Origin of the sequence: uncultured Flavobacterium sp. (genome assembly GCF_951805225.1) — a bacterium.
Lineage (GTDB): Bacteria > Bacteroidota > Bacteroidia > Flavobacteriales > Flavobacteriaceae > Flavobacterium.
This window is the reverse complement of record NZ_OX638201.1, coordinates 1,735,077-1,748,970: the sequence shown is the minus strand read 5'-3', so window position 1 is coordinate 1,748,970 and position 13,894 is coordinate 1,735,077. Positions and strand designations below refer to the sequence as shown.

Sequence of the window (13,894 nt, the reverse complement as noted above, 5' to 3'; positions counted from 1 at the left end):
AGCGTAACCTTATCCGCCTACCTGAAATTAATATTTCTAAGACATACTATTAAAGAGATAAACAAATTATAATGCCTGAAAAATTACATCGAGATATAAAACTTTTTTTAGAAGGAAAACCTTCTCCAAAAGGGGAAGAATTATGGAATAAATGGTACGATCATCCGGAAGAAATATTGGATAGCATCGAAAATATAAAATCTGATCGTTCGAAATTAAATAGAGAACTGAGACAAATAAAGAAATCAAATAAAGTTGTTTTTCTTCAGAATAGAAATTGGGCTATGGCAGCGTCTTTACTTGTATTAGTGGGATTGTCATGTTTCTTTTATTTATCATCTGAACAAATAATGAACAAACAATATACTACAAAGTCGGGCGAACGCGCCAAAGTAGTTTTGAGCGACGGAACTCAAATTTGGCTTAATGCCGGAAGTAAATTAAAATATCCGGGAGAATTTAAAGGAGATACAAGAGAAGTTTATTTAACCGGAGAAGCTTTTTTTGATGTTGCCAAAGACAAAAAACATCCATTTATCATTCATACGGATAAGATGGATACCAAAGTTCTAGGAACTAGTTTTAATGTACAAGCTTATCCGGATCACGCCACACAGGAAGTTTCGGTTTTAACCGGAAGAGTAAATGTAAAGTCGACCGTAACAGAAGAAAATGTATACGTAACGCCAGGGCAGAAAGTGGTTTTTAAATCAAAATGCAACAAACTAAAGGCGTTTACAGATATTCCGGTGAATTCAATTTCGCTATGGCGAAAAAATATAATTGTTTTTGAAGATTCTCCTTTACCAGAAGTGATTGCGACAATTAACCGCAATTATAATGTAAATGTTCAGATTGAAAACAAGAATTTAAACAATCTTAAAATTAGTGCTTATTTCAAGGAACTTCCAGTGGATCAGGTTCTTGCTTTAGTGTGCAATATTATTAATGCTGATTATAAACAAGAATCGGGAGGTTATATTATCCGATAAGCTGAAGAAAATTAACACAGAATAAAAGAATTAAAAATTGAGAATTAAAAATTAAAAATCTGCGTGAAAAAAAATTAAGGCATATATAAAGATCAACATAGAATCTATGTGTTAAGATTAATAATTACAGCAGATTATAATATTATTTAAAAACAAGCTACGTAGAAAACCAATCATAATCAAGAACAATTAAAACTCAAAAACATGACTAAAAAGCAAATGCGGTTTATCCAAAACTGTCAGAGCATTAAAAAATCTGTATTGAAGAAAGCACTTACTTTTGCGGCTTTATTTTTTATCGGATTAACAGCAAAAGCGGCCAGCGTAGATATTGGCAAAAGAGTTACGCTAAAAGTCGAAAATGAAAGTATGAAAAATGTTTTTCAGAAAATTGAAAAACAAGTTGATGTGCATTTTATGTACGAAACGAATCAGGTTAACACGAATCAAAAAATTAGTTTAAAACTGAACAATGTTACATTAGAACAAGCTTTAGACAAAATATGCAGTAACTTTTTGTTGAAATATGAAATTGTAAGCAACAATATCGTAATCAAAAAGAACCAAAAAGTCGCTGATAATGATCAGAGTAAAATCAATATCTCAGGAACTGTTTACAGCGGAACTGACGGAATGCCATTGCCGGGCGTAGGAATTAAAGATAAAGGTTCTGACGCGGCTACATCAACAGATTTTGACGGAACTTTTAAGATGGAAATCAATTCATCTGAAGCTGTACTTGTTTTTTCATATGTAGGTTATGTTAATCAAGAGGTTAAAGTAACTTCGGCAGATAAAAACATAAAAGTGAAATTAGTAGCTGATATGAAACAACTGCAAGAAGTTGTAGTTATGGGTTATGGAAGTGTAAAAAAGAATGCAGTTTTGGGATCTGTAGGATCTGTTTCTATGAAAGAAACTTCAAGCAGAACTTACAACAGTGCTGCCGAATTACTACAAGGAACTGTTGCAGGTGTTACAGTACTTAATAATGGTGGTGATCCAACGGCTGAACCAACAATTAATATTCGTGGAATTGGTTCTTTGAATGCTGAAACGCCTTTAATCGTTTTGGACGGAATCATTTACAGCGGATCTCTAAATACTTTAAATCCAAATGATATTGCTTCGATAAGTGTTTTGAAAGACGCGGCTTCTGCAGCAATTTATGGAGCTAGAGCTTCTGGAGGTGTAATTTTAATTACGTCTAAAAAAGGAGTTTCTGAGAAAGTAAATATCAATGTAAATTATCAGGGAGGTTTCCAGAATGTAGCCAAAAAACTTGATGTTCTTAACGCTGCAGAATATGCTGATGCTATGAACTTAGCAAGAGATAATGCTGGTATGCCAAGAATTCCTGCTTTTGATCCAGCATTTGAACCAACAGCGAGAACTACAAAAACAAACTGGATGGATGAAATTTTCCATACAGGAGAAATTCAGGATTTGTCTCTTTCGATAAATGGTAAAACAGAAAAATCTAATTTCTTTGTTTCAGGAAGTTATAGAAAAAACGAAGGTATCTTATTAAATACTTTTGGAGAACGTTACACAGCAAGAGCAAACTCTTCTTTTAAAATAGCGCCAAACTTTACAATTGGAGAAAATTTATCTTATTCGTTGACAAACGGTCAAAGTGCTAATACGTCAAGCGGATATACGGGAGCAATTTTGGCTGCGATTTTTTATCCGCCAAATGCAACAATTTACAGAGAAGATGGTTCAGGACAATTTGGTGGAGTTCCAGAGAAATATATTGGTTCTTACGGAGACGTTATAAATCCTGTTGCTTATTTGAAAAGATTAGATAACAGAAATCCTGTTTCGACAATTTTGATCAATCCTTATGCTGAATGGGAAATTGTTAAAGGTTTGAAAGTAAAAACAAACTGGGGTTACACAAGAATTCAGGATAATGCAAAAGATTTTGCAGTAAAAATTACAGAACCTGGAAAAATATTTGACTTTAACCGCTTAACGCAAAAGTCAATTACAACTACTGATTTATTAGGAGAACAAACGATTTCTTACGAAAAATCATTAGGGAAACACAATTTCAAAGCTTTAGCCGGATATACATATCAGGAAACAAAAAGAGAATTTTATACAATTGAAGGAACTGGTTTTGATAACGAAGATCCATCACAACGTTATTTGCTAAATGCAAAATTAATTCAGCAAACAGCAGCAGGATTATCTGATGAAATTATTTCGTCTTATGTTGGAAGGTTGAATTACGATTTTAACCAAAAATATTTATTCTCAGGAATTGTTCGTCGTGACGGAACTTCAAAACTATTATCAGAAAACCGTTGGAAAGTTTATCCTTCAGTTTCTGCAGGTTGGTTAATTTCTGAAGAAGAATTCATGAAAAGTATTAGTCCAATTGTAAGCAATTTAAAATTACGTGCAAGCTGGGGACAAATAGGAAACTTAGGAAACCTTGGACCATACCAATTTAGTGTTCCATTAAATCAAACTCAGGCTTTGATTGGTTCGACTCCGGTAATTAATTACGGTTATGCCGAAGGTGAATTGTCAAATCCTAACTTAAAATGGGAAAGCTCAGAGCAAACAAACATTGGTTTAGATTTTACAATGTTCAACAATATGTTGACAGGATCTGTAGATGCTTACGTAAAGAAAAACAAAGATATGTTGGTTCGTGATCAGCTTCCTGGAGTTTCTGGAACGCCACAAGGTAGAATCGTAAACTCTGGAGATGTTGAAAACAAAGGTCTTGAAGCAAGTTTAACGTACCAAAAAACACGTGGAGAATTTAAGTTTGATGTAACGGCAAATGCTGCATTTTTAAGCAACAAAATTGTTTCTATCAAAGACGGTTTAACTTCTCTTGAACCTTTAAACATCAGCCGAGTTCGTAGTTTGCCTTTAGCAAATATTTATCAGGTTGGAAGCCCGGTTGGCGCTTATTACGGATATGCTACAGACGGATTATTTCAAAGTAATGCCGAAGCAAAAGCATATGTAAACAGTACTGGTGCAGTATATCAGCCAAATGCAGTTGCGGGAGATATTAAATTTAAAGATGTAAACGGAGACGGCGTAATCAATAACAGCGATAGAGTAGTACTTGGAAATCCTTTCCCAAAAACGACTTATAGTTTGAACGCAAACTTTAGATACAAAGGATTTGATATGAATGTGTTTTTTAATGCAGTTGCAGGAAATAAAGTTTTCAATGCAGTAAAATATACAGGTTTAAACGCTTCTTTCCCAGGATATAATTTATTGGCAGATTCTAAAAATGCATGGTCGCCAACAAATACAGACACTAATATTCCAGTTCTTTCATCAACAGATAACAATAATAACTTCGGAAGAATCTCAGATTTTTATATCGAAGACGCATCTTTCATAAGATTGAAAAACGTTTCGATTGGTTATACAGTTAAGGATAGTTGGTTGAACGGAAAAGCAAAACTTAGATTCTTTATTTCGGGACAAAACTTGTTTACAATCACTAAATACTCTGGAATGGATCCTGAAGTTGGTCTTAGCAACTTTGGTCTTGACTTAGGTAAATATCCACTTTCTCGTATTTATATGACGGGTGTAAATGCTACTTTTTAAAAAAAATATAAAACATATAAAATGAAAAATTTAAGTCTTTTATTATTGAGTTTTGTGCTTTTATTGAGCACTTCGGCTTGCGAAAGTGAACTTGATGTTGTTCCGCAAGGAGCGCCGTCAACCGGAAACTTCTGGAAAACTCCGGCAGATGCAAAAGCGGGAGTAAATGCAATTTATGCTTTGTATTCTGATGATAATATGTATGGTCGTGGTTTTTTCTGGCTGAATAATGCCAGTGACGATATTGGAACAAAACCAAGACAAAATGCAGAACGTATTAAAAACTTTATTGTTGACGGATCAGAATCTGATACCAAAGATATTTGGAGATTGCACTACGAAGTAATGAAACGTTGTAATGACGTGATTCGTAACATTCCTAAAATTGCTTTAGACGATAAAACAAAAAATATGATGCTTGGAGAAGCTTATTTTAATCATGCAGTAATGCACTTAGAATTAGCTTACCATTATGGAGACGATCGCGCCGGAATCCCGATTCAGGATCGTAATGACCCAACAAATGTTTATGTGCCACGTGCCAAAAATGTTGCCGAAAACTACGCATATATCGCAGCAGATTTAGTAAAAGCAGCAGATTTATTACCTTATTTTAATGAGCTTACGTCAGATAATTACGGACGTGCTCATAAAACTGCAGCTTGGGGATATTTAGTTCGTACGTATTTGTATGCTAAAGATTGGGACAATGCAATCAAATATGCCAACATGATTGTAAATAGCGGAAAACACAAATTGCTTGACAATTTTGAAGATGTATTTAAAATTAAAAACAACTGGTCTTCAGAATATATTTGGTCAGTAACTTCAAGTTCAGAAAACACAGGTTTAGGATCTATTTTTCCAGGTGTTTGTTTAGAAGATAAAGGTTGGGGAGTTTACAATGGTTGGGGAAATTTTTATCCTACAAAAGAATTGTTCGACACTTATGATCCGGCTGATAAAAGACGAAGCGCTACTATTTTACAAAAAGGAGATCAGTTTATGTATTTTGGAGAATTAGTAACTTTTAACGAAGGAAAACATATTGTAAGTTCAAGTAACAGAACAGGTTATCAGTTTAAAAAGTATATGGAGCCATTCGGTTACCCGAAAACAAATTCTGGCGGAATTGATATTCGTTATGTAAATGCAAACGGAGATAAACCTTCAACAGCTTTAAATGTCCCTCTTTTACGTTATGCCGATGTGATTTTGATGTTGGCTGAAGCCAAATTAATGAAAGGGTTAAGCGCTGACACCGAAATTAATATGATCCGTAATCGTGCAGGTTTAGCAAGTATTTCAGGAGCAACATTAACAGATTTAAAAAGAGAAAGACGTTGCGAATTGGCTGGAGAATGGACAGATCGTCATTTTGATTTAGTTCGTTGGGGAGATGCTCAGGCAACATACGCAAAGCCTTTGCACCACTATAACGGAACGGTGATTTATCCGGCTCGTAATTTCAACCCTGCAATTCACCACGTTTGGCCAATACCACCAGATGAAATCGCAGTAAGCAAAGGCGCTTTGACTCAAAATAAAGGTTGGTAGATTTTAATTATGAATTGTAAATTATGAATTATTATTAGCTATTCAGAATTTATAATTCGTCATTAACAATTAATTAGTTTCAGTTTGTTTGTTTTTTTTTACACTGCAAGCTTGTTGTGGAGCTTGCAGTTGTAACAAAAAAAGAAATGAATATTATATAAAAAATCAGCCAGTCTTTTTTACGGAAAAGGCTGGTTTGTGTTTAAGGAAGTTACCCCAATATTGTCATTTCGAAGAATGAGAAATCTTCGCAAGAAACTCGACAAAGATTGGAATTACAAATAAAGTTACCATAATATTGTCATTCCGAGGAACGAGGAATCTCCGTAAGTAGCTCTACAAAGATTGGCGATTAAGCAGACGGAGTTTCTTGCGGAGATTCCTCGTTCCTCGGAATGACAAAAATTAATTATTGACAAATCCTAAAAGTTTTAAAAATGAACAAACCCCAATTACAATGAAAAAAATAATAGTCCTTTTTTGTCTTCATTTTTTCCTGTTTGCACAAGCGCAGGAATACAGTTCTTCAAATATTCATTCGCATAATGATTATGCGAGCAAAAACCCTTTTTATGATGCCTATTCTAATGAAGCCGGTGTTATCGAAGCCGATGTTTTTTTAGTAAATAATGAATTACCAGTTGCTCATACTTCAAAGGAAATTTCAGCTTTTAATACACTTAGAAGTATGTATTTGGATCCTTTATCAAATAAAGTAAAAGCATTAAATGGGAAAGCATATCCAAGTAATAAACCGTTGATTTTGATGATTGATATCAAAACGGAAGCTGAACCAACATTAAAATTAATTGCCCAACAATTAAAAATGTATCCAGATTTGATTTCGAATAAAAATCTAAAAGTGGTTATTTCAGGAAGCAGACCTTCTCCGGCAAACTGGAAAGATTATCCAGAGTTTATTTATTTTGACGGAAGATTAAACGAGAATTATTCTCCGGAGCAATTAGCTCGTGTCGAAATGATTAGTGAGGATTTAAAAGAAATAACACCTTGGAACGGTAAAGGTGTAATGACTCAGGCTGATGCTGAAAAAGTACAGGAAATCATTAAAAAAGTACATGATCAGAATAAAAAAATCAGATTTTGGGGAACAGCAGACAATGTAAATACGTGGATGACTTTGATGAATCTAAAAGTAGATTTTATTGCTACAGATAATGTTCCGACATTGACACAATTCATAAATAATATCAAAACGACATTCTTTCAAAATACAGAATTTCATCAGGCTTATGTTCCTAAAAATGTTTCGGCTTTCGCCAAAAAGAAGCCTAAAAACGTAATTCTGTTAATTGGTGACGGAATGGGATTAACTCAGATTTATTCCGGATATACGGCAAATAAAGGGCAGTTGAGTTTATTTAATATTCCGACTCAGGGATTGTCTATTACAAAATCTTCGGACAGTTATATTACAGATTCGGCTGCTGGCGCAACGGCAATGGCAACGGGACATAAAACCAATAATAGATTTATTAGTGTTGATGAAAGCGGAAAACCGTTAGAATTAATCACACAACAATTGGTAAAGAAAAATTACAAAACGGCAATAATTTCAGCAGGAAATATTACAGATGCAACTCCGGCAGCATTTTATGCACATCAGCCAGAGAGAAGTTATAGTGAACCTATTGCAAATGATTTTTTATCAAATCCATCAGATATTTTAATTGGAGGAGGACAAAAAGAGTTTTATGCGAGAAAAGACGGTAAAGATCTTTCTAAGCTTTTAAAAGAAAAAGGATATACTTTCTCGGATAAATTCAGCAGTCTTGATACCATCAAAAACTCGAAATTTGTTGTTTTAGAAGATGCTTCAGTAGTTTCTATGAAAGCGGGCAGAGGAGACTTTTTGACTAAATCTTTAGCGAAAGCGACATCAACTTTTGCTAAAACAAAGAATCCGTTTTTTATAATGGCCGAAGGTGCGCAAATCGATTACGGCGGACACCAAAACAACGTGGAATATGTAGTACGCGAAATGCTTGATTTTGATAAAGTAGTTGGACAAGCAATGGAATTTGTAGACAAAAATCCTGAAACACTTTTAATCGTTACAGCAGATCACGAAACAGGCGGACTTTCTTTAATCGACGGAAGTATAGAGAAAGGATATGTACACGGAAGTTTCAGTACAAACGATCATACGGCAGTTCCGGTTCCGGTTTTTGCTTATGGACCAGGAGCTCAGAATTTTGCAGGAGTTTATCAAAACACAGCGATTTATACTAAGATTATGGAAGTTATTTCTGCGAAGTAATTATCTATTATTATTATTATTATTATTATTATTATTCAGAAGAATTAATATAAACACCGGCTTTTAAACCGGTGTTTTTTATTTAAAATAGATTAAAGAGTTTTATTGGCTTCAAGGAATTTATTAAGCAAAGCAATTACGGAAACAATACTGCCTCCCATTACGGCAACTCTGTCATAGCTATCTTTATTTAGGTACATCAATAATAGTAATGCGCTAATAGCAACAATAAAAATTGGGATTTTTAATTTACTAAATGTCCCATTTTTACTTTCGGCTTTAAATTCTTTGATAAATTTCTCATCTAGTTTACTTTTTGACAAAATAAATACCCTAAAACTGAGACTCATTATCTTAAGTCTTCCCGTTAATTGATGACAGTCGATTATTCCTTTTTCCATAAGGGACATAAGAATATCTTTATTTTTGTAATTTACAAAATGATCCTGAGCAAAATCGTAAAGAACATTACGGGTTTCGTCATGTTCTGGTAATGATTCCCAAATGTCATTATATTCATCAGCAAATTTCTCGTTATTGTAGTTTAGTATGAAGTCCATTCTTAGATAAGGAGATATTTCATGATCTGTATCACTATCAAATACTTCTTTGATAGGAATATCACGATCAACACATTTTTCGCCATCTACTAATAATAGTTCTTCGTTGTCAGAGTCTTGAACAAGTGCTTTAATGTCATCATTATTCACCATAGGTATAAAAATATGACGATTAGCGAATGGATTTTTCGTGCAGGGATAATATTTTTTACAGGCTGCCTGCATCAAATCATAAAAAAAGAAACGGTTACTATAATAGTTTAGTAAATGATAGACTATAATAGCAAGAAATGAGAATGCAAAAAGTAGAGACAAAACTATAAAAACGCTGCTCATTATATTTTCATCTTGCGCAATAGCTGTTGAGTTCAGGTAATATTTTTTAATAAATGGGCTAAATGTAAAATTTTTAACTTCGTACATAGCCGGGGGATCGAGGAAACCAATATTTGCCTTTTGCACTACATCATCTTTGCTGTTTGGAAATAGTATTAGCGGTTTCTCTTTAGTTTCTTCTTTACAATTGCAGCTATAGGTATTTATGATGTCCTTTTTAATAGGATTTTCATTTTGTTCTTTGATTTGATTTGAAGAGCAGTAAAAACTTGTAAAATCATTCAGATCATTAACATAAAATGCGCTAATCAAAACAAATGGAAACACAGCAAAGTGATATAATAATCTTGCGGTTAGAAATCGGGTATAAACTTTTCTATTAACCCCTTTGTTCAGATCTTTAGCATTCTTTTCAAGATCAATTTCCTCTCTTTCTCTCCAGTTTCTGTAATAATATAAAAGCCAGCCATGTACCCCGAAAAACACTACCATTGCAATCCATATACTGTCAGAAATGTATAGTATCAAGAGTATAATAATCACTAATAAAAACAAACCTGAGACCAGTCTTATAAAGTCTAGTTTGTAGTCTGAAGTGCGAATATTTAGTGTGATTAAATTAATAAGCACTAAGTTAATACCAATGACCATACAGAAAATTAATGCTAATGAAGGAGAAGATAGTAATGAGAAGATAGTTGCCAATAATATTGCAGTAGAATTGACAATTAACAGTTGCTTGTATTGATAAGTTCGGCTATTATCCGGAAAAAGATGGTAAAAGTGATGGTTTGAAAACAGACTAAGACGACCAGCGTAAAAACAGATTGAATAAATATAGGTGATTACTAATATAAAAAAGCCATAGAAAAGAGAAATTAAAAATCCGTTGCTGAAACTAAATATTGATAAACGATTCAGATGAGACAAATCACGGATTCCCAGAATATATACCGGAGAATCAATTTTGATGTCTATTTTTTTTGCATATACCTGATAGAATGTACCCTGATATTCCGTCTCAAAAGATTTCTGATCGATACCTGATAATAAAGTTATAAATTCAAGGTTTCTTTTTGATCCGTAACGTAAATTTTGAGATAAATTCTTTTTTCGATTATTTTGCATTAACACCTCTCCATATCTGTCTATGAGCATATAACCGGTTCCTGGAGGTAATAATATTTTCTCTGAGAAATTTTCTCTGAAACCTATACCTTTGATACCTTTCTCTTCTGATTCCTGATTTTTTTCAGCATATATCCATTGATATCTATTATTTTCTCTCGAGAAAACTGCCGTTAGTAATTTAGTTATTTTTTTTTCTTTATTTTGAAGTCTTTGAAAGTAGCCCCTATCTGAATATTTTCTTCGTATATCAGGAATTGAAGTGTTTAAGTCTTTTGTAATCAATCCGTTAACATCCATTCGAAAATAGTTGTCTAAATGTGCAAGGTTAGTTGAATCTTTAGTTTGTTTTTGTAAATCACCCTTCTTAATATTTATGTACTTTTTTTCTTTACGAAGTAAAATATCATCTTTAGTAAGGGAATCTCCATTTACAGAAGTTGTTTTTGAATCTGTTTCTAAATATATTTTAACAAATTCATTTTTTGAATTTTTCCATTCTTTTCCTAATATTGATTTTGATGCTGAATCTTGGTAAAATTTAATTTGATCTTTAAAATTAGTATCAATTTTTTCTACCAACCCTTTTAAATCTTTCGTGTTTCTGGTTTTTATAGCATTATCCCAGTAAGTTATTATCCCAAAAACAACTAAAACAGCAATCAAAATTCCGACAGAAAATGCAACACTAACCAAATCCATTTGACTGAGTCTTTCTTTATAACTGCTTACAATTGGTTTTATAAAATTTATTCCTAATACCAAAATGATGACTATAAGCAAGCTGATAATTAATAAACTAGTTTCGATTTCTCTAATATTAGATTGAAAAGCAGTATTATCAATTCCTGTGGCTAAGAATATTGAATAATTGGTATTCGGAATTTTTATTTGATCGGCATAATATCGTTTTGCTGATCCTTTGAAACCAAAAGGTCCATTTTTTCTACTATTCTCAATTAAACTATCTTGGTCAGCCAGACCTACGTTGTGAGCTAGAAATGATTTACTAGCTTGACAGCTTCCGTTTTCAATGGGACAAATATAAAATGAAGTGAAATGCGTTGTAGAATTAATTTTAGTAAGAAACCTGGTAAGATCAATACTAATACTGTCATTAACGATTGTGTCCTTTTTCGTAAGTTTTTTTTTAAGAGCTTCAGATGATATTGATAAATTAATTAACCTTGATAATTTGATTGTTCCGTCATCTAATCGTTTAAATCCCTTTTTATTAATTATTATGGTATCAATATACACAGTCGGTAAACCCTCAAATCTTGAAAGTTTCAGACTATCCATCTTTTTTTTGTTAATGTATTTTACCTGATCGTCTATGTATGCCGTTAATTGCTGTTCGATACCTTGCAAAATGGCAATATTTTTCCCATCCTCTTTTGCCTTATTATCAGGAAGAATATAGAAGATATAACCACATGTCAATAGAGCAATGATTATTGCTGTTATTACAGAATAACCATGTTTTTCTCTAAATGATTTGCTTGTATTAGATGACTCTTCCATTTTCTATAGAATTGGTTAAAGCATTAAGCTTATTTTAGTTTTTCCGTGATAATTTTACAAAACAGTAGAAAAAGGCGTGTAGTACTATTCTTTATCCAGGCAGAGTGTAGAAGTAATGTTCTAAGATATTGATTTGTAAAACATTAAAGAATTGTTAAATCAAATTTATCAATATATAAGAAATGAAAAAAGGGTATAAATACCCTTTTTTTGTGCTCCTTAATTCATTCATTTCTAAGGTTTTAAAGCTGTAATAATGTGTTAGTTTTTTTGTTTTTAATGTGTTCCCGATGAGATATTCCCCATTTAATCATTTCGGTAATAATTGGTCCAAATGATTGGCAATAATCTGTAGATTCATAAAGTATTGGTATTTCTGCGTCTCTGTCTTCGGTTCTTTTTACAAGATTGTTGAGTTCCATATCTTTTAATTCTTTCGAAAGCATTCGTGACGTAATTCCAGGAATACTTTGCTGAATTTCTTTGAATCGGTTATTTCCATTACAAATCGAATTGATAATTGGTAATTTCCATTTACCACCCAAAACATATATCGTATCCTGAAGCGCGCGAACTTCTTCTTGCTGATTTCTTGCCATTAGAATTTATTTTAGACTAAGATATAAAAACAATTTTTTTCACCATATAAGTGATATAAGAATATGTAAGTTTAAATGCTGATTTTGTGATTTGAATTATGTAAAAAGTAAGCTAACCACTTAGTAAAAAGCATACTTTAAATGAACTTATATCACTTATAGGATAGAAAATTTGGTATACTCAATGATACCGCTGAAAAAGTAATATACTCTGCGTTTTAACTTTGTACCATTAATTTAAAACATAAAAAATGGACAATTTAAAAAATAAAGTTGCAGTAATAACAGGCGGAAATAGCGGTATTGGTTATGCGACTGCGAAACAATTAAAAGAACAAGGTGCAACAGTTATTATTACAGGAAGAAGAAAAGAAGCAATCGAAAAAGCAGCTTCAGAATTAGGCGTTACAGCTATTGTTGCTGATCAATCGAGTGTTGCCGATATTGATCGTTTAGCATTAAAAGTAAAGGAAGATTTTGGACAAGTTGATATTCTTTTTATAAATGCCGGAATCGCAGGTTTAGGAACTATTGAGCAAGCAACAGAAGCTTTATACGATGATATTATGAATATAAACCTAAAAGGAGCGTATTTTACTTTAAGCCGATTTATTCCAATTCTGAAAGATGGAGCTTCGGTAGTATTTCTTTCTTCTAATACGGCAAGTATGAGTGGCGCCGGTTCATCAATTTATTCTTCAAGCAAAACAGCTCTTAATGCTATAATGAAAATTGCAGCAGTTGAATTAGCTCCAAGAAAAATCCGAGTAAATTCAGTAAGTCCGGGACCAACAGAAACCGAAGTAATGAAAAAAGTCGGTTTAGACGAAGCAACAGTAAAATCTATTATGGACGTTGTTGTCGAAAGAATTCCGCTAAAACAAATGGGAACCGCAGCCGATGTTGCAAAAATGGTTTCCTATTTAAGCGGTGAAGCTTCTGTATTTATAACCGGAGCAGATATCTTAATGGATGGCGGAATGGTGCTTGCTTAATTGTTAATGTTTAATTGTTAATGGTGAATTATTAATTATTAATTATAAATTAAAGTTTAACCGCAAAGGGCGTTAAGATTTACGCAAAGTTCACAAAGTTTTAAGCAAAAGATCGCAAAGTTATTACACACATAGCTTTGCGATCTTCGCGTTTTTACAAAGTCCCAATAAGCCAATAACCTTTGCGCACTTTGCGGTTAAATCACCAGCATTCAAAAACTCCTAACTCCCGGACTGTCCGTTTCAACTATCACTTCGTCCGTTTGGACTGTTTTCTGATTTCGTAAGAAGGGTTATCGAAATACTTTTGACGAAGAAATTAACTGAT

7 protein-coding genes are annotated in these 13,894 nt (G+C 33.0%); 5 read left to right on the top strand and 2 right to left on the bottom strand.

Translation table 11 applies throughout. The annotated features are described in order from the left end of the window. Window positions 1–71 precede the first annotated feature (71 nt). From WN975_RS07510 to WN975_RS07495, 4 genes are all read left to right on the top strand, one after another. The gene (locus tag WN975_RS07510) at window positions 72–992 is read left to right on the top strand and encodes a FecR domain-containing protein (protein ID WP_337965971.1); all 921 of its coding nucleotides are present in this window, start codon (window positions 72–74) and stop codon (window positions 990–992) included. A 204-nt stretch (window positions 993–1,196) separates the two neighbouring features. Further along, window positions 1,197–4,586 carry a SusC/RagA family TonB-linked outer membrane protein gene (locus WN975_RS07505; RefSeq protein ID WP_337965970.1) on the top strand — a complete coding sequence of 1,130 codons (3,390 nt, stop codon included), beginning with the start codon at window positions 1,197–1,199 and terminating at the stop codon, window positions 4,584–4,586. 21 nt (window positions 4,587–4,607) lie between these two features. Further along, entirely contained in the window at window positions 4,608–6,143 is a 1,536-nt protein-coding gene (locus tag WN975_RS07500; protein WP_337965969.1) for a RagB/SusD family nutrient uptake outer membrane protein, read from the top strand. 457 nt (window positions 6,144–6,600) lie between these two features. Further along, complete coding sequence (locus WN975_RS07495; protein WP_337965968.1) at window positions 6,601–8,424, top strand: alkaline phosphatase; 1,824 nt, start codon at window positions 6,601–6,603, stop codon at window positions 8,422–8,424. A 92-nt stretch (window positions 8,425–8,516) separates the two neighbouring features. Here WN975_RS07495 and WN975_RS07490 read toward each other — a convergent pair whose 3' ends face one another. Both WN975_RS07490 and WN975_RS07485 read right to left on the bottom strand, forming a co-directional pair. Further along, the gene (locus tag WN975_RS07490) at window positions 8,517–11,972 is read right to left on the bottom strand and encodes a hypothetical protein (protein WP_337965967.1); all 3,456 of its coding nucleotides are present in this window, start codon (window positions 11,970–11,972) and stop codon (window positions 8,517–8,519) included. A gap of 242 nt (window positions 11,973–12,214) precedes the next feature. Then, window positions 12,215–12,571 carry a helix-turn-helix domain-containing protein gene (locus WN975_RS07485; RefSeq protein ID WP_337965966.1) on the bottom strand — a complete coding sequence of 119 codons (357 nt, stop codon included), beginning with the start codon at window positions 12,569–12,571 and terminating at the stop codon, window positions 12,215–12,217. Between the two features lie 251 nt (window positions 12,572–12,822). Here WN975_RS07485 and WN975_RS07480 point away from each other — a divergent pair, with 251 nt between their 5' ends. Then, window positions 12,823–13,566, top strand: coding sequence for an SDR family oxidoreductase (locus WN975_RS07480; protein ID WP_337965965.1), 744 nt, complete (start codon window positions 12,823–12,825; stop codon window positions 13,564–13,566). Window positions 13,567–13,894 lie beyond the last annotated feature (328 nt).

Coding starts and splice junctions, on each gene's coding strand:
- WN975_RS07510 (WP_337965971.1), top strand. CDS start 72: ATGCCTGAAAAATTACATCGAGATATAAAACTTTTTTTAGAAGGAAAA.
- WN975_RS07505 (WP_337965970.1), top strand. CDS start 1,197: ATGACTAAAAAGCAAATGCGGTTTATCCAAAACTGTCAGAGCATTAAA.
- WN975_RS07500 (WP_337965969.1), top strand. CDS start 4,608: ATGAAAAATTTAAGTCTTTTATTATTGAGTTTTGTGCTTTTATTGAGC.
- WN975_RS07495 (WP_337965968.1), top strand. CDS start 6,601: ATGAAAAAAATAATAGTCCTTTTTTGTCTTCATTTTTTCCTGTTTGCA.
- WN975_RS07490 (WP_337965967.1), bottom strand. CDS start 11,972: ATGGAAGAGTCATCTAATACAAGCAAATCATTTAGAGAAAAACATGGT.
- WN975_RS07485 (WP_337965966.1), bottom strand. CDS start 12,571: ATGGCAAGAAATCAGCAAGAAGAAGTTCGCGCGCTTCAGGATACGATA.
- WN975_RS07480 (WP_337965965.1), top strand. CDS start 12,823: ATGGACAATTTAAAAAATAAAGTTGCAGTAATAACAGGCGGAAATAGC.